Annotated in this window: 18 protein-coding genes and 1 pseudogene; 13 read left to right on the top strand and 6 right to left on the bottom strand. The window is 58.6% G+C overall.

Features of this window, described 5'->3' with window-relative positions; all coding sequences use genetic code 11:
- Positions 1-201 precede the first annotated feature (201 nt).
- Both AXZ77_RS03565 and AXZ77_RS03560 read left to right on the top strand, forming a co-directional pair.
- A complete protein-coding gene (locus tag AXZ77_RS03565; RefSeq protein ID WP_098410061.1) occupies positions 202-1,431 on the top strand; it encodes an ROK family transcriptional regulator in 1,230 nt (409 codons plus the stop codon).
- A gap of 233 nt (positions 1,432-1,664) precedes the next feature.
- Positions 1,665-2,459 (top strand): ion transporter, encoded by a 795-nt coding sequence (locus AXZ77_RS03560; protein ID WP_098410060.1) that lies wholly within the window; start codon positions 1,665-1,667, stop codon positions 2,457-2,459.
- Positions 2,460-3,118: 659 nt separating this feature from the next.
- Here AXZ77_RS03560 and AXZ77_RS03550 read toward each other — a convergent pair.
- Positions 3,119-3,265: pseudogene (locus tag AXZ77_RS03550) on the bottom strand (transposase); the annotation flags it as partial.
- A 387-nt stretch (positions 3,266-3,652) separates the two neighbouring features.
- On the opposite strand from AXZ77_RS03550, the gene AXZ77_RS03545 reads away from it, so the two are divergent.
- Entirely contained in the window at positions 3,653-4,189 is a 537-nt protein-coding gene (locus tag AXZ77_RS03545) for a helix-turn-helix transcriptional regulator (protein ID WP_098410058.1), read from the top strand.
- A gap of 8 nt (positions 4,190-4,197) precedes the next feature.
- On the opposite strand, the gene AXZ77_RS03540 is transcribed toward AXZ77_RS03545, so the two are convergent.
- Entirely contained in the window at positions 4,198-5,415 is a 1,218-nt protein-coding gene (locus AXZ77_RS03540) for a surface lipoprotein assembly modifier (RefSeq protein ID WP_098410057.1), read from the bottom strand.
- Between the two features lie 63 nt (positions 5,416-5,478).
- Positions 5,479-5,973, bottom strand: a complete 495-nt coding sequence (locus AXZ77_RS03535) for a hypothetical protein (RefSeq protein WP_098410056.1) — start codon at positions 5,971-5,973, stop codon at positions 5,479-5,481.
- Positions 5,974-7,415: 1,442 nt separating this feature from the next.
- On the opposite strand from AXZ77_RS03535, the gene AXZ77_RS03530 reads away from it, so the two are divergent.
- The 4 genes from AXZ77_RS03530 (at position 7,416) to AXZ77_RS03515 (ending at position 10,517) form a co-directional block, all read left to right on the top strand.
- A complete protein-coding gene (locus AXZ77_RS03530; RefSeq protein ID WP_098410055.1) occupies positions 7,416-7,844 on the top strand; it encodes a PACE efflux transporter in 429 nt (142 codons plus the stop codon).
- A gap of 2 nt (positions 7,845-7,846) precedes the next feature.
- Positions 7,847-8,494: a 5-formyltetrahydrofolate cyclo-ligase gene (locus AXZ77_RS03525; RefSeq protein ID WP_098410054.1), complete on the top strand. Its 648-nt coding sequence runs from the start codon at positions 7,847-7,849 to the stop codon at positions 8,492-8,494.
- A gap of 307 nt (positions 8,495-8,801) precedes the next feature.
- Positions 8,802-9,293, top strand: a complete 492-nt coding sequence (locus AXZ77_RS19665) for an SLC13 family permease (RefSeq protein WP_218000466.1) — start codon at positions 8,802-8,804, stop codon at positions 9,291-9,293.
- Between the two features lie 870 nt (positions 9,294-10,163).
- A complete protein-coding gene (locus tag AXZ77_RS03515; protein ID WP_218000465.1) occupies positions 10,164-10,517 on the top strand; it encodes a response regulator in 354 nt (117 codons plus the stop codon).
- A gap of 259 nt (positions 10,518-10,776) precedes the next feature.
- On the opposite strand, the gene AXZ77_RS19485 is transcribed toward AXZ77_RS03515, so the two are convergent.
- The 3 genes from AXZ77_RS19485 to AXZ77_RS03505 form a co-directional block, all read right to left on the bottom strand.
- A complete protein-coding gene (locus AXZ77_RS19485; RefSeq protein WP_172976259.1) occupies positions 10,777-10,938 on the bottom strand; it encodes a hypothetical protein in 162 nt (53 codons plus the stop codon).
- Between the two features lie 67 nt (positions 10,939-11,005).
- Positions 11,006-11,224: a hypothetical protein gene (locus AXZ77_RS03510; RefSeq protein ID WP_098410052.1), complete on the bottom strand. Its 219-nt coding sequence runs from the start codon at positions 11,222-11,224 to the stop codon at positions 11,006-11,008.
- Between the two features lie 56 nt (positions 11,225-11,280).
- The gene (locus AXZ77_RS03505; protein WP_098410051.1) at positions 11,281-11,487 is read right to left on the bottom strand and encodes a cold-shock protein; all 207 of its coding nucleotides are present in this window, start codon (positions 11,485-11,487) and stop codon (positions 11,281-11,283) included.
- 702 nt (positions 11,488-12,189) lie between these two features.
- Here AXZ77_RS03505 and AXZ77_RS03500 point away from each other — a divergent pair.
- The 6 genes from AXZ77_RS03500 (at position 12,190) to AXZ77_RS03480 (ending at position 15,444) form a co-directional block, all read left to right on the top strand.
- Positions 12,190-12,459 carry a DUF982 domain-containing protein gene (locus AXZ77_RS03500; protein WP_098410050.1) on the top strand — a complete coding sequence of 90 codons (270 nt, stop codon included), beginning with the start codon at positions 12,190-12,192 and terminating at the stop codon, positions 12,457-12,459.
- Positions 12,460-12,554: 95 nt separating this feature from the next.
- Positions 12,555-12,743, top strand: coding sequence for a hypothetical protein (locus tag AXZ77_RS03495; protein ID WP_098410049.1), 189 nt, complete (start codon positions 12,555-12,557; stop codon positions 12,741-12,743).
- A 183-nt stretch (positions 12,744-12,926) separates the two neighbouring features.
- Positions 12,927-13,133, top strand: coding sequence for a cold-shock protein (locus tag AXZ77_RS03490; protein WP_098410048.1), 207 nt, complete (start codon positions 12,927-12,929; stop codon positions 13,131-13,133).
- Between the two features lie 181 nt (positions 13,134-13,314).
- On the top strand, positions 13,315-13,467 hold the full coding sequence (locus AXZ77_RS19480) for a hypothetical protein (protein ID WP_157771556.1): 153 nt from the start codon (positions 13,315-13,317) through the stop codon (positions 13,465-13,467).
- A gap of 706 nt (positions 13,468-14,173) precedes the next feature.
- Positions 14,174-15,118: a DnaJ C-terminal domain-containing protein gene (locus AXZ77_RS03485; protein WP_098410047.1), complete on the top strand. Its 945-nt coding sequence runs from the start codon at positions 14,174-14,176 to the stop codon at positions 15,116-15,118.
- On the top strand, positions 15,115-15,444 hold the full coding sequence (locus tag AXZ77_RS03480) for a chaperone modulator CbpM (protein WP_098410046.1): 330 nt from the start codon (positions 15,115-15,117) through the stop codon (positions 15,442-15,444). Before AXZ77_RS03485 ends, AXZ77_RS03480 begins: the two co-directional genes overlap by 4 nt.
- Positions 15,445-15,560: the final 116 nt, after the last annotated feature.

The raw sequence follows: 15,560 nt of genomic DNA, 5'->3' as shown, positions 1-15,560 counted from the left end.
GCTGCCGACGGAGCCTCCCTCCCCAGAAGCCACCAAGAGCTAGCGCTCTGAGCTTTCTCCTGTCAATAAAAACTTTCGGATGAATTTTTAATTAGTTCAAATTCTCAATGTTGCTTGCGCCCCTCCGGGCCTCCGCGTAGCATCCGATCATCCACGAACCACGCATGAACCCGATGCGTGACCTTCCCGGTCCGGTGAGAGATGACGACAGCACGCCCCGAAAAAACCCTGAATGCCGTTCCGCTCATGGGCACCAACCAGCTCACGGTAAGAGACCTTAACGAGCGCCTCGTGCTGCACTTGATCCGCCGCCACGGCACGCTTACGAAGGCCGAGGCGACCCGCGCGACCGGCCTTTCCGCCAACGCGGTCTCGGAGATCTTCAAGGCACTTGAGCAAGACGACCTGTTGCTGCGCGGTGACCCGGTCCGGGGCCGCGTGGGCCAGCCCTCCGTGCCGATGCGCCTCAACCCCGAAGCGAAACACTACCTCGGCCTGAAGATCGGCCGACGGAGCTTCGACATGGTCGTGATCGACTTTACCGGCGCCGTCATGGCCCGCCGCTCGGCGCGCCACGATTACCCGACCCGGACCGCGCTCCTCTCGTTCATCAAGGACAATCTCCGCCCGCTGCTACGCTCGGCGAAACTGAAGCGCGAAGACGTGGCTGCCAGCGGCATCGCGATCCCCTCCGAGCTCTGGCATTGGGCCGAAGATTTCGACGCGCCGGCTGAAGAGCTCGAGAGATGGCGGAGCTTCGACGCGCAAGTCGAGCTGGACTCCCTTCTTCCCGGGCCGATCTCCGTCGAGAATGACGGCACCGCGGCCTGTCGCGGCGAGCTGGTTTTCGGGCCGCCCAACGACAAGCAGGACTACATCTATTTCTTCATCGGCACCTTCATCGGGGGCGGCGTCGTCCTCAATGGCAGCGTCTTTTCCGGGCGGTCGGGAAACTCCGGAGGCTTCGGGCCGCTGCGGATTCCCGATGAACCCGGCGGGCATCGGCTGATCGACCACGCCTCGCTCTCCGTGCTCGAGCGCCTCCTGGCGGATCAGCAAAGCGACCCCGGATTGGTCCATGATGACCGTGCCGACTGGTCGTCCATCGAGCCGGCGCTCTCGCTCTGGATCACGCGCGCCGCCAGAAGCCTCGCCCATGCGATCGTCTCCGCACAGGCGGTGATCGATTTCGAGGCGGTCATCATCGACGGCGCGCTTCCCCAAAATATCCGCGACAGGATAGTGACGGAGGTCGACCGGCATTTCTCTCACCTCGATCTTCAAGGGGTCTATCACCCCGAAATCCGTGCCGGGCATTTCGGCTCGATCATTCGCGCCGTAGGTGCCGCCGCTCACTCGATCTCCACCGACTTCATGATTGACCAGAACACCCTGCTTCGGAAAGCACCGCCCGATCAATTCTCAAGATAGGTATTCACTGCCAGTGATCGACCAACCCGATGACGGCGTGGCTCCCCTCCCCTTCCGGCGCGGACGGATTACTCACCCCATCGAGTTGGTCACGCGTCGCAACGCGCACATTCCTTGAGGTGTGCCGCGGCATGCTGTGCAGCGATTTCTGTAAGGCACTCATTGCTTAAGGGTAAGGTTGCGCAAGCCGCGCCCAGGGACCATATCCCTCCGGCCAATAAGAGGGGGACTGCATGACCTTGCGCGACCGGATCGCGATGACGCTCGACACGTCGACTTTTAGAAACACGATCACGGGCGTGATCCTGTTCAACGCATTGCTTCTTGGACTGGAGACATCGGAGCGCGCGATGACCTTGGCTGGCGATCTGATCCGGCTGCTCGATATGCTATGCCTGTCGGTCTTCGTGATCGAGATCGGGCTGAAGCTCGTTGTGCATCGGCTAGCTTTCTTCCGCTCCGGCTGGAACCTGTTCGATTTCACCATCGTCGGTGTATCGCTTCTGCCCGGCGCGCAGGTCTTCAGCGTGCTGCGGGCACTGCGCGTACTGAGGCTCTTGCGCATCATTTCGGTCGCGCCACGCCTGCGCCGCGTGGTCGAGGGGCTGATCAGCGCCTTGCCGGGCATGGGCAGCGTGTTCCTATTGATGGGCATCATCTTCTACATCGCGAGCGTGATGGCGACGAAGTTGTTCGGCGCGAGTTTCCCGCAGTGGTTCGGCTCGCTGGGACAATCAGCCTATTCGCTGTTCCAGATCATGACGCTCGAGAGCTGGTCGATGGGCATTGTGCGCCCAGTGATGGAAACCCACCCTCTGGCCTGGGCCTTCTTCGTGCCCTTCATCATGGTCACGACCTTCGCAGTGGTGAACCTTCTGGTGGGCCTGATCGTGAATTCGATGCAGGACGCCCATTCCGAAGAGGAGACCACGCGCACCGATGCGTATCGCGACGAGGTTCTCCTGCGGCTCGACGCGATCGAGCGACGGATCGGCGATGTTCGGAGAGGCGACCAAACGGGCGAGTGAGGCGGGGAGCCGGGGCGCGTATGAGGCAACCTCGACCGGACTTTGAAGGCGTGAGTTACCATGGGGGAGCCCACTATCGATCATAGTCCGCCCTATCTGATTGCGAGGCTCTGCGGACATACCTCTCTGGCTGCAAAGGCGCGCAGATCCTCGTAGAATTCGACGAACGCCATTACAAACGGAGCAATTGGACCACGACCATGTTCAGTAGAAAAAAAGAAAGCGTCAGACACAAATCCGTCATCTTCCCGTCGCCCTCTCGCCACCTTCTCGCGCAAGGGTTGAGTGGATGTCGCTTCAAATTAAGGAACGACATTTTCTCCAAATAGCTATCTTGGAGCCGAAAATGCATATTTCTTCGTCTGTTTCTTACTTGATATCTCTGCTTTGTCCGAGATGTGATCCCATTTTTTCAGCCCGCCTTGAGGCCCTCAAGGCCATCCAGGCTTTTCCACCCCACCGCTATCGACGGCGTGAACCACCCACACCCTTTCAAGCACATCGTCAAATGACCTGACGCAGTGAGCCCCTCAATCTGTCAGGTGGATAGCGGGAGCAGCCGGGCAATTGCCCGGCTGCTTCGCGTTAATATGTAAATAGATGGAGTGGTTGGGCGGCGTTCGTGCCGGCCTTGAACCGGTGGCGACTCGGCCCTCGCCATCACGCCAACGCAATCCATTGCGATTGATGAAGATAATCCCGCTCAACACCCGCCCGTCATCGACCCGTGGCCTTCCGTGCGGCTTCGGAAAGCAGGGCTCAAGACGTGCCATCTGTGTGTTGCTCAACCAGAAGAGATCAGACATGTCACCGATCCGTTTTACGAGCCGTGAATTACGCAGCGCGGCGAAAATCAATGCATCCTGACCCTAAGATCGACCAGGCATTTGAAATATAAAATCTCCGCCGCCATTAATAAAACGACGCCACTCATCGAAAATCCCACATTCAGCGCGCACAAGAATACTTTTCTTATATAACATGCACACATTAATTAGGAAAAAATAAAAAATAAAACTCAAAAACCCACAAAACAGCATCGCAAACCCAAAATCGCCGACCATCCTAATCACATCACACTTTTGCGATCACGCCAGGAGGGCGCCAATTCAACTTGCACCCACAACAACAACAAGATAGCCACAATCTTACATTATCTAAAAGCACGTTTTAAATATTCCAAAACATTCCTTATGACTACCATCCACGAGATAAGGCAAGCTGTATTTGACGTCTCATCCAGCGGAGAGATCGTCAACTACGATCGAGCTGGAAGCGAATTCCTCAAGCAACACTTCAACATCATAAATATTGATGGCCTGACGATTTCGACAATCACACAGAACCGAAAAATCCTCGAAGCCATAACAAATGCCACCACCCGAAAGGCACCAACGGCAACCATTATAAATACGCCACGGGAAGAATTCCGAGAGCTACGGCAGATAAACGTCATCCCGCTGGTCGAGAATACCGCCAGAGTTATTCTTTTTCTAGAAACAAAAAAAGATTCACTGTGCAAGCCTCACTCACGCAAGCTTACGAACCGCGAACACCAAGTATTAGATCTCGTCGCCAACGGGAAACGTCGCGGTCAGATAGCTTTCCATCTGTCAGTCTCCCTGCCAACTGTTGACCATCATCTGTCAAACATTCGCAAGAAACTCGAGGCACGCACGACGAGTGAAGCCCTTGCAACCGCAGTCAAACTCGAACTCGTTCACCACTGACTAGGCGTTTAGAACTTTGCGATGAGATTAATCCCGCAATCGACCGAGCGATAGCTGTAGAGCGCGACGTTTGAATGGCTTTGATGCATGGTGCATTCCACTTTAGGGATGCCATTCAGGACCTTCATCGACAAAAACCTGGCCGAAAGTGTCACAGATAGACCTCGATCCCGCCGCGCGTATCCAAGCAAGGGAAAGGTGTGGTCAAACCCGCGCCAATCGCCTGTGACCTCAATCCCGCCGACAAGAGACTTCGTGATCAACTTTGTAATCCCGGCGTGAGCGGATACTCGTTTGAAACGCTGATATTCCAACCGAGGCAGAGACCGCTCAAGATTCACTCCATAGCTTATAGACATGCGATCGCCGAGCGGTCGCGAGATCGTCATGCCGACCACATAATCTGGGCCGCTCAAGTTTGGCTTTTCTAGATAACTGCGGTATTCGCCACGCATATATATGCCTAGGCGTTTTCGACTGGATAATATCCAATGCTTGTCGAAAGAGAGTCCCTTCGTCGCGACATCCGAAGTAATCTCATTCGGCTTGCCATCATAGACACGTCGGCGTGCAAAGGCCTCGAGCCCCCAAGGAGCCGGAGCTTCGAGCGCCTCAAAGCGCGCCGATACCATCGGCGCAATCGATCGCAACGACCCTCTTCGATACCAGCCTCCACGCGCGCCAGTGCGGAAACGAAATCGGTAGCCGGGGTGAGGATGGATTATAAGGTCCCCATAGAGTCCAAATCCGATTCCGACACCGGTCTTCTGCGACCCGCCGTCGCTGATCAGGAATGTCCCCGCGTTCGTGACGAAATACCTGCTCGACGAGGAATGCCCGAGATTGGAGGTCGGCAACACGCCAAAGTTTGCGGAAATCCGAAACGGGTGCGTCCGGTCGAGGCGCTGCAAAGCGGCGGCATAGGCAGACATATGCTTGCGATCATGCTCGATCGCGTATCGCAGAAACCTATCGCTGCGCCTCACGGAACCGAGGCGCGCGAAGGTGCCATCAAGCGCCTGTTGCGCAGGCGCGTAATTGGGTCGGCGCGCGATCACCTCTCCTAGCACGAGCACCGATTGCGGGATCCGCCCCTGAGCGGCGAGATCCTCACCGAGCTTTGTCCAGTCGGCGAGACTGCGCACCGTCGCCCCCTCCGCCGCGACCCCGAATAGCACATAGGCAAGCACGAGTCCCAGGAATCGAATACTCGAGGCAATAGTCATTCTTCGCTCCGAACGGCAAACCGGGGACCCGTCAGGCCCCCGGTCGATGTCAGTTTTCGGTGTTTACTCGGAAGCTTGGAACGCACCTTCATTCAACTGAGAAGTGCCAGTCGCGTCTGTCAATGTGCCTTGCATCGTCCCATGCGCGAGCAGTTTGCCGGAATTATCGTAAACGGTGCCCGTCATGTTGAGATCGACGTTGCCGGTCTCCGATCCAGTCGACAGTGTCCCGGTTGCCTGCGCGTCGATTTGGTTGGTATTCACGACATTACCTTTGATATCGAGCGAGCCTGAGAGGTCACCGACATAGGTTTTCTGCGTCTCGTTATACTGGCCGAGATCGGTTGCCTTCCCCGTCACAGTCGCGGCATCGAAATCAACATCCATTGCCAACTTACCTGCCGCGAGAATCGTATCGGTGTTATTTGGATCGTTCGGGAGCACAACCCCCATCACACCTGTCATCGATGCGGTGCCGGTCGGGTCTGCTGCCGGCTTAAGCGAGCCCTTGTCGATTTGGTTTTGCGTAGCGTCGTAGCCCTGCACTGCGTTCATCATGTCTGGCACAGACAAGGCCCCAGACGTATCGCCAACGCCCCCACCAGTCACACCCGAAACGCCCCCACCAGTCACACCCGAAACCGCGTCAGTCGAAGTCCCCATGCATGCAGATAAAAGAAAACACCCAGCCATCGCTGCTGCCGGAAATACAATGCGCATAATGCACCCCTTATTTTTTTTGTCCCTACGCCCCCCAGTCCGATCCCGGGCAGGTCCCGGGCAATTGATGAAACGCGAGCGAAGCACGCAACTTATGGCTTTTCATAGCTATGGGACCTTATAAGTTGACACGCATTGCCGAAGGTGCGGCGCGCGCCGTCATGACATGCGCGGCTGAAACCGCCCACTGCGCCGACACTCTCTCCCCAGCCTTGTCGTCAATGAAACAAGCCCGGAGCGCGGACCTGAACAGTCGGCGGAGCGTCGGCAACGCATTGAAATGAGAGAGCTTTGAACTCTGACGAACGTGCTCGAACTCAACACCTGCACAGGGCTCACGCCCGGATCGCCCATCAATTTCGCGTGATGTCCCCGGGATGACGTTAAGTAAGAGACGCCGACGCGTGGATCGCTTCAAACGCTCCCGCCTTTCGACAACAGCCCCCATTCTCGTCAAGCCGCGCAATCGAGCTGCGAAGTCAGGACGAGCCGATCGCTCCGATCTTCTACCCCAAGGGCAAATAATGGAAGAGAGGGCGAACCGAGCGCACGCCCGAAATGAGACGTCGATCTGATACGAATGCAAAGGTAGCGCCAAGATGCTCGATTAACAGCATGAGGGGTTCGGTTCGCGACATGGCATGTCGTTGGTCGAGCGCCCCAACCCTGCCGCAAGTCATTTCCGACCGGGCCACGGGACTACTGGATGAAAGACCCGTGGCAGGTCACTGCCCATGCTCACCACCGATAGGAGCACCGCAGAGCATCGAAGCGTCAAGAATGGCGACCCGCGAAGACCGAGCGAACGATGATGTGGAAGCGCGTCGACACTTTCTTTCGCGCTCGCCGACGGCCTTTCGACGACAGAACACCTCATCTCGGCTCAAGCTCCACCCGACACGATGATCTTCCGGATATTTGCAATCTTCATGGACGTTCATGGTCGAAACTCGCTGCATTGAATCCCGACCGACTGCACCGGGCTTATAACCGATTGGCGATCTTGGTCTGAGAAAATCAGCAGAGTCTTTCGGGATAGCGGTCTCTCTTGGGGCCTCTCTTCATTTGGGCAATCGGCATCGGACACCCCATCCCGGCTCGTCCGTTTCCTCAGCGTGCGAAGGCCGCGAGGCACCGACCCCGAGGTCCCTGGACAGCGCACCGTGCGCCCATGCTTGAAAAGCCGACGCACGGGTCCCACCATAAGGAGACCCGGGGAAGACCTCGCCCGACTACAAGGTCTGCACGCTGGACCCCTGACCTGTAAACGAAGACATTCTATGCGCAGCACCCCAGACCGTATCCGCCAAGCCGTGAGCTTCGAACTCATTGGCCTCCTCATCGTCACACCGCTCTTCGCCTGGGCCTTCGATCATCCCATGGAGGAAATGGGCGTGCTGGTCGTTCTCGGGGCGACTGCGGCCACCGTCTGGAACTATCTATTCAACCTGGCCTTCGATCACATCCTGCTCTGGCGCCGTGGCGATGTCCGCAAGACAATGCCGCTTCGGATCTCTCACGCGGTGCTTTTCGAGGTGACGCTGCTTACCCTGCTCCTGCCGATTTTCGCATGGTGGCTCGACGCCTCTCTGCTGACCATTCTCATGATGGAACTGTCCTTTGCAGGCTTCTACCTCGTCTACGCCTTCGTTTTCACTTGGGGATACGATACGATCTTTCCGCCTCAGAAACGCGAACGGATGGCATAAATATGGAAGATGATGCTACCGGAGGAGCCCCCGCCTGCTTTGCCCATCTTCTGGTCGATGGGCATCTGGTCGATCCCGAGACTGCACGCGACGTGGCGCGGTTCAGGTGGGCGGAGCGCGCTCGGCTTGTGGCCGCGCGGGCCTTGTCAACAGAAGACCGAGAACGCGTGACCGCGCGCTTGATTGACGGTCTCGAGAGGATCGTGCCCCTCGATCCTGCCACCACTGTGGCGGTCTATTGGCCGGTCCGGGGCGAACCGGATCTGCGGCTCTGGATGCGCAAGGCACACGACGCCGGGGCCGAAGTTCTATTGCCCGTCGTCATCGCGCGAGATGCGCCGCTCGAATTCCATACGTGGTCCCCGGAATGCCGGATGGTGCGCGGCGTCTGGAACGTTCCCGTGCCAGCCGCAGGCGAGCCTCGCACGCCCGACATCGTGATCGTCCCACTTGTTGGTTTCGATACGACCCTGCACCGCCTCGGAAACGGGGGTGGCTATTACGACCGCACGCTCGCCCGTTTTGAGAAAAAGCCGCGGGTGGTTGGCATCGGCTTTTCGAACTGCGGCTTGCCGACCATCTACCCGATGTCCTGGGATGTGCCGATGGACGAGATCCTTCTGTCGGATGGCACGCATATGACGAGATAGCGCAGAGACGAGCTGAGCCGTGGCGCATCGCCGCCTCTAACGGCAGGGCTCCGCGCCGAACCTCTTCGACCGTAACCGGCGCGTCGGATGCCGCGTTCGATTTCGCGACACAGGCCACCCGCCTTGCGAGCAAGCATCGACAGCTTTCGTCAGATCAGACATTGCATTGATGCCCAACGGGCAATCGGTATGACCGCATGTGTTGGACGTGCTGATGATGGTTGAGGTGATCGGTCTTTCTATTGCGGCTCTTACCACGGCGGGCGTGATCCTGCGTCCCTTCGGCTGAGCCGACTGGATCTTTGCCGTGAGCGGCGCCGCAGCGGTGGTTCTTCTGGGGGCACCACCACACTCCGACGCCCCGCATGCCATCGAAGGCCGAGAGGTCTACTTCTTTCTGGTCGGCACGATGCTTCTCGCAGAAGTCGCGGGCCGCGAGGACCTTTTCGAGCATCTTTCCGCCCGCGCGGTGCGGGCGGCGGCGGGGTCTGCGCGGCGCCTGTTTTTCATCCTCTATCTGGTCGGCGCAGGCGTGACGGTTTTCCTGTCGAACGATACTACGGTCGTCGTGCTGACGCCTGCCGTCCTCGCGGTGACGCGCCATGCGCGCGTGCCGCCCCTGCCCTATCTCTTCACCTGCGCCATCGTCGCAAATGCGGCGAGTTTCGTCCTGCCGATCTCGAACCCTGCCAATCTCGTGCTCTACCATGGTGTCCTCCCGCACCTCGGCGATTGGCTCGCGCGGCTCGCTTTGCCTGCTCTCGTTGCGATCGTCGTCAGCTATCTCTCTCTTCGCTAGGCGACGCGCCATGATCTGGGCACAGAGCCCGGGACGCCCGATGTCCCCGCGCTTTCGCGGGGTGGCTGGGTCGCGGCGGCCGGGCTGAGCCTTTCGGCGGTGGCGCTGGTCACGGTCTCATCTCTGGGCGGCAGGCTGGGACTTGCGACGCTCAGTGCCGGAGCCGTCGTGGCGCTGGTGGTAGCGTTGACCACCCGGCGGTCTCCCTTGCCCCTCTTACGGCACCTGACATGGGGCGTGCTGCCGCTCGTCGCCGGGTTTTTTCGTGCTGGTCGCCATGCTGGACCGCATTGGGTTCCTTTCGCCCCTCGACCAATGGCTTGGGCAGATCTCCGCAGCCTCGCCGCGCGGGTGGCAGCGGGGGCAAGCGGCATCGCGAGCAACCACGCCAACAACCTGCCTGTCGGACTGGCTGCCGCCGCGGCCGCGACAGCAGGAGACCTCGGGGATCTCATGCGCGACTGCCTCTTGATTGGCGTGGATCTTGGACCGAACCTCCCGGTGACTGGGTCGCTCGCAAACACTCCTCTGGCTCGCGACCCTTCGCCGGTCCGGCCTTCACGTCTCCGCAGCCCCGTTCCTGGGCGTCGGGCTCAGGGTCATGCCGCCCGCGCTGATCCTGGCACTTCTGATCCGCCTGCGCCTCCCGGGACAAGGGGCTTGAAGAAACTAGGTGCCATGTGGCGAGGCCAGCGGGCATGGCCCGCTGAACACGCGCCCAAAATAGATAAATATTAAATCCGCCAGGGAACCGCAGATGTGCGATAGCGTTGATCTAGGTCTTCTGACCACAAGTTGGTCTATCGCAATCGCGTATTGTCCCTGTGTCCTGGCAAAGCGCACCTTCTCCTCAGGCACCAAGGTAATATGATGCGCAACGATGCGACCAAAGTTCTCGTCGTCGAGGACGAGGCCATCATAAGGATGGATCTCGTTCTTGGGCTCGAAGAACTCGGCTATTATGTGCTTGAGGCGAGCTCCGCTGATGCTGCACTCAGCCTACTAGACGCGTGGCAGGAAATTGACCTGCTAATTACCGATATCGACATGCCCGGCAAAATGAACGGAGCGGGGCTCGCGCATGAGGTGCGGCGCAGGTTTCCCGCATGCCAGATCATCATCATGTCGGGGCATTCAGCGCCCGAAACGCTAGACCTCCCCAAGCGCAGTGCTTTTATGCCAAAACCGATCAGCCCTGGCGAACTCGCAGCGACCTTCACCTGACGAAAAGCTCTGAATATCCGCGATTGCGCCTAAGACGGCATCCTCAGCGTGAAGGTCGTGCCGGCTGACGCGGCGTCCGGTTCCCGGATTAGAATTCTGACAGCCGAATGACCTATCCGCTAAGAAAGCGAAGCGGCAGGAGTTTCCTCCCGCCGCTTTGCCTCCCGACGAGTCGTGTGGCGCGCGTCATTAAGTTTTTGCGAAACCTCACATCGCTCAGCCCTCTTGCCAGGAATTCCGGTCCCGAATTTCAGACAAACTATTCCTGAATACCGCCCGGTAGGGCGCTGCGCTCGTCCGGTATCTTTTCTTCGGACAAACTCCGGAAGAAGTGATGCCAAGCAAGAGCAGCATGGCCCTTGGAATGCGCGAGGTCCTTCGTCTGGGACGTCTTGCCCGCAGGCATTTTTTCGACAGCCATATTTCGGCCCTCCCTTTAATCCCCGAGAGATACTCGGAAAATTCCTGTGGATGACCGAAATATCCGGTCAGCGTCGCGGCTTTTTCTCGCGCGGGGACGGTGCCGCAGCACTTTCGTCCGAATTCCGTTCCAAACGCGCCGCGCGCAAACTCGCGGTCAGCTCCGCTCTTTTCTCGGCGTCATCGTCACGGATGAGGCGCACTGCGGCATCCGTCTTGTCCTGAGCCGTCGCGGCTTTCCGAGGCAGATCACGGAAAAAGCCGTCCACGTTGTAATTGCGGGGCATATGCCCTCCTTGGTCGCGAAATCCGGCCCACCGGGCCGGATATGGAACCTTTGAGTTCAGCCGAGCGCCAGATTGCAGGCGGACTCACGCCCGTCGCGTCCGGTTTCGATCTCGTAGATGACGGCCTGTCCGTCATCGAGCTGCGAGAGGCCCGCGCGCTCGAGGGCCGAAATGTGGACAAAAATGTCACGTCCACCCGTCTTCGCTTCGATAAAGCCGAAGCCTTTGGTTTGGTTGAACCACTTCACGGTGCCATTGGCCATCGTGATGTCTCCTCAAATATTGCGGTCCGCGGAATGCGACAGCCCGGCTCAGTCAATTCAATAAGGCAGACTGAAGCCAAGTAGGGAGACAGGTTGCAGAAGGGAATAACGTAGCCTGTTTATTCTACGCCAATTTGGCTCATTTAGCAAAGGAAATGCGCGGCGCTCCATCGCGTTGTCCGGCCTCCCCTGACGACAGCCGATTAATATCGAGCACAATCAATCTGTTGTGCGAAAACGCGGGCGCGCGCTGCAATTTCCTCGCAATAGTGGCGCAGATCGCTTATCTGTGAACTCGCATATCTTAATTCTCGGACCCTGTTCCTTCCGGCTCAGCGACGATCTTGAGCTTTGTCGGGCCGCGCGTTTTCGAAGGCGGCATAAGGAAAAGGAGCCTCACCCGGCCCATAGCGCCGTTCGAGCAGACGAGTCGCTCACAAAACGTGCCGTGCGGGTTCTGGCCGATTGCACATATTCCACCCCTTGCGCGTTCGCCGCGAGCTTCGCACATCGAAAGTGCCCGATAGTGAGCCGCGCGCGTTGACGCTGACGGGGCACTATCCGAACGCAAAGACATCTCGCGCGCAATACCGCGCGTCGACCCAATTCACCGCATGGCGCAGGCCTCGCCCGCACCGTGCCTCCGTGATCGCGCGACCAGTCAAACTGGTCCCCTCACGAATTCTTGGAAAGATACGAACCTTGATCGAAATTTACTGGGGCAAGCCCATCTCTCTTGTCGTGTCGCCTGAGGGCGACGTCAAAAACTTCAGCACCATCGAGCAGGTGCATCACTGGCTTCGCAAGAAGTGGCCCGTCGCCGACACCGCGCAAGACCATGCGATCGGGCGTGTCGAGGCCGCCATGGACTGCCTCGGTTCCGTGGGAGATGCGCGCAGCGCCTTCCTTGGCGCCGCCTGCACCGCAGGTTTCGTGCCATTTGAACCAGCGGCTCGTGCCCTTGCGGCCTGACCGGTTAGACCCCGCGGCAGCCCGTCCGCAGCGGAGCCCTCCGGGCGAAGCGCGAAGGCTACAGGCTCTGCGATCGAAACTTTTCGACGGCCTGTTTGTCTCACCGCAAGCTGACCCCACCGATCGTGCAAGATGCGGACAATGTCTGGCGCAAGGGCATGGGCGCCTCCTTCTTGATGATCCCGCCCTGGCTTCCGGCCGCCGAAGCGAGCGCGCAGGTCGAGGCCTTTCTCGATATCGAGAAAGGCCGTCCGCCCTCAGCCTCGAACGCGCACCTGAGCTAAGAGACGCATTTCTCATCTCATTCCTCGGTTGCATCTTGTATCGCCGCCCGCCAGCCCCATCTATAAGAGGCTTAGTTATTCCGACCGCACCCTGTCTCCTTCATCGGCCTCAGTTTGCTTTTCGATCTGACCGGCCGACCTGTCGCATCCTGCGGGCAGATTTTCAAACAAGGAGACAACACGATGGCCAATGGCACCGTGAAATGGTTCAACCCCGGCAAAGGCTTCGGCTTCATCCAACCCGAGAACGGTCGTAAGGACGTATTCCTGCACATCAGCGCGCTCGAACGAGCGGGCCTTTCCCAGGTCGACGACGGTCAGAAAGTGACCTTCGAGATCGAGACCGGCCGCGATGGCCGGGAATCCGCCAAGGATCTCGAACTCGCCTGATAAAATCGTTCGCGGTCCGGTGTCTTCCGGTCCGCGAACGCACCCATGTTGCGAGAGTCTTCTCTGCTCGAATACCTTTGCGCAGTCCAGGTTCGAAACATCTGTAGAACCACCCATCCGGCATTGCGGATCAGGATGTGCGGGCGGGTTCAAAATTCACCTGTCTACGCGGAGAACGATCATGGGCTATTCCCCTCAAAAGAAACAACTCGACCTCAAGGATTTCCTGAGCCAGCCCGCCAAGAAAGGCTTTCGGAAAGGCGTCGGTTTTCGTCGTGCGCCAACAAATCCGACCCCAGTCAAAGCCGGCGCAAAACAGGCTGTGACGAAATAAAAAGCTGCGCCGAGTTAATTGATTTCCCCGCTCCCCGAGTGAACCTGCCTGATGGCCGCCCCCCGAGAGACGGGGCTGATCAGTCGGCGTTCAGTGCAAGCCGTTTTCCTGAAGGCCTATTGAGACGTCTTGATCCTTGTTTTGGGCCACGAAACCCTCATGGGTGATGGCCTCCTCGCTGGCCAAGTTCGCCAAAGATTCGGTGCACTACGACTCTTCTCCAGCTTTGGTGATGACCGTTACGCGACATCGTTTCTCTCGCACCGCGCTACCGGCCTTCGGATTGCACTGATAAAAGTGAGACAGGTTGACTGACGCATCCGCCATAGCGGATGTTTGGCTTTCTATCGGGCATTCGAAGCGATGGTAAAAACTGGTGGCCGAACAGGCATATAACGCCGCAAGCCGCTCCGAGCGATTGGCCCGCCGCCTGCATCCAGCAAGATGGGGCGCACACTCGCAAAAGAACAACACAGCTTGAAGTGTCTTGCGGTAGTCGTCGAGAACTCGGCCATGCCAGGTCGGCGTGTGGGATGCAGCGAGCCGCCGCTTGGCCCCAAATCAGTCAGCACAGTCAATCGTGACATTTCCACATTGACGTGGATCACGGACTTAAGCTCCCTTCTCATGGCATCCAACGACAAGTGAACCCACTTTCGCACGCGTTTTGCCTTACCAAGCATTGCTCGCCGAACAGGATATCTGGATGCCCAATGATCCATACGAAACCCTTGGCCTGACCAAGACTGCGACGGCTGACGAAATCAAGAAGGCGTATCGCAAACTGGTGCGGACAAGCCATCCGGATCTGCACCCGGATGACGCGGGGGCCGAAGCGCGGTTCAAGGCGATCTCGGCCGCCTATGAGATCTTGAAAGATCCCGATACGCGTGCGCGCTATGACGCGGGAGAAATCGACAGTCTCGGCGCAGAACGTCCGCGGCGACAGTATTACCGTGATTTCTCGGGGGCCTCCGATAACACCTACCAGCACGGGCGCGGGTTTGGACCAGATGTTGATCCGGCAGATATCTTCGCGGACATATTGCGCAATCGCGGGCGGCCTGGCGCTGGCGACTTCGGCGACCGTGGGTTTTCCGCGCGCGGCGCCGACGCGCGGTATTCGCTCACCGTGCCATTTCTGGATGCAGCGCGGGGGGCGGAAACCCAGATAACGCTACCCGATGGACAAAGCCTGACCGTCAAGATCCCACAGGGCACCGAAGACGGCCAGACACTTCGGTTACGCGGCAAAGGTGCGCCTGGATATGGAGATGCCCCCGCGGGAGACGCGCTGATTACCGTTCTCGTGGGGTCCCACCCGGTGTTCGACCGCGAGGGGGATGACATCCTTGTAACGCTCCCGATCACCATCGAAGAGGCTATTCTCGGTGGCAAGGTCACCACACCGACCATTGACGGCCCAGTTGGGCTCACCATCCCAGCGGGCGCAAATTCGGGCCAGGTCTTACGTTTACGGGGACGTGGCATCGCCAACGCAAAGCGCAAAACCAAGGGCGATCAGCGGGTTGAGCTGAAGATCGTTACACCGCCCGACATTGACGAGGCCCTGCGTGATTTCCTCACCGAGTGGCGCAAGACACATAGCTTCGATCCGCGTGTCGACTTGATGAAAAGGGCCAGCGCATGACGGACAGTTTTTCCGAAGAGGACGTGATCTCCAACGTCACCCGGCTCACACGAAGTCAGCTTTTGAGCTATGTCGAAGGCGAGCTCGTCCGACCGGAAAAGAGTGACACCGGCTATGTTTTCCGCCGCGTCGACATCGCGCGATTGGAGTTATTGTGCGATCTTTCCCATGATCTTGACCTCGACGAAACGGCGCTGGCTATCGTGATCTCGCTCCTTGACCAGCTGCATGCTGCGCGACAGGATCTCGTTACGATTGCCCGCGCGCTAGACAGCCTGCCACCGGAACTTCAGACGCGTGTCCTGGCAGCAATGAAACGGCCATGAACACAATGCGCCTCTCCCCCTTTGGAGAAAAGACTAACCTCAAAACGAGGACATTTCAGGGGAACAGGTCACCTGCCTTGTAGTAGTATGGCGGCTCGTTTCATTAACTGCCTCGA

It is taken from the genome of Thioclava sp. ES.031, assembly GCF_002563775.1.
GTDB lineage: Bacteria > Pseudomonadota > Alphaproteobacteria > Rhodobacterales > Rhodobacteraceae > Thioclava.
This window is presented reverse-complemented; position numbering and strand designations above follow the sequence as displayed.

What these genes read in the sequence shown, in the direction of transcription:
- AXZ77_RS03565 (WP_098410061.1), top strand. Translation starts at nt 202, where the DNA reads ATGACGACAGCACGCCCCGAAAAAACCCTGAATGCCGTTCCGCTCATG.
- AXZ77_RS03560 (WP_098410060.1), top strand. Translation starts at nt 1,665, where the DNA reads ATGACCTTGCGCGACCGGATCGCGATGACGCTCGACACGTCGACTTTT.
- AXZ77_RS03545 (WP_098410058.1), top strand. Translation starts at nt 3,653, where the DNA reads ATGACTACCATCCACGAGATAAGGCAAGCTGTATTTGACGTCTCATCC.
- AXZ77_RS03540 (WP_098410057.1), bottom strand. Translation starts at nt 5,415, where the DNA reads ATGACTATTGCCTCGAGTATTCGATTCCTGGGACTCGTGCTTGCCTAT.
- AXZ77_RS03535 (WP_098410056.1), bottom strand. Translation starts at nt 5,973, where the DNA reads ATGATGAACGCAGTGCAGGGCTACGACGCTACGCAAAACCAAATCGAC.
- AXZ77_RS03530 (WP_098410055.1), top strand. Translation starts at nt 7,416, where the DNA reads ATGCGCAGCACCCCAGACCGTATCCGCCAAGCCGTGAGCTTCGAACTC.
- AXZ77_RS03525 (WP_098410054.1), top strand. Translation starts at nt 7,847, where the DNA reads ATGGAAGATGATGCTACCGGAGGAGCCCCCGCCTGCTTTGCCCATCTT.
- AXZ77_RS03515 (WP_218000465.1), top strand. Translation starts at nt 10,164, where the DNA reads ATGCGCAACGATGCGACCAAAGTTCTCGTCGTCGAGGACGAGGCCATC.
- AXZ77_RS19485 (WP_172976259.1), bottom strand. Translation starts at nt 10,938, where the DNA reads ATGGCTGTCGAAAAAATGCCTGCGGGCAAGACGTCCCAGACGAAGGAC.
- AXZ77_RS03510 (WP_098410052.1), bottom strand. Translation starts at nt 11,224, where the DNA reads ATGCCCCGCAATTACAACGTGGACGGCTTTTTCCGTGATCTGCCTCGG.
- AXZ77_RS03505 (WP_098410051.1), bottom strand. Translation starts at nt 11,487, where the DNA reads ATGGCCAATGGCACCGTGAAGTGGTTCAACCAAACCAAAGGCTTCGGC.
- AXZ77_RS03490 (WP_098410048.1), top strand. Translation starts at nt 12,927, where the DNA reads ATGGCCAATGGCACCGTGAAATGGTTCAACCCCGGCAAAGGCTTCGGC.
- AXZ77_RS19480 (WP_157771556.1), top strand. Translation starts at nt 13,315, where the DNA reads ATGGGCTATTCCCCTCAAAAGAAACAACTCGACCTCAAGGATTTCCTG.
- AXZ77_RS03485 (WP_098410047.1), top strand. Translation starts at nt 14,174, where the DNA reads ATGCCCAATGATCCATACGAAACCCTTGGCCTGACCAAGACTGCGACG.
- AXZ77_RS03480 (WP_098410046.1), top strand. Translation starts at nt 15,115, where the DNA reads ATGACGGACAGTTTTTCCGAAGAGGACGTGATCTCCAACGTCACCCGG.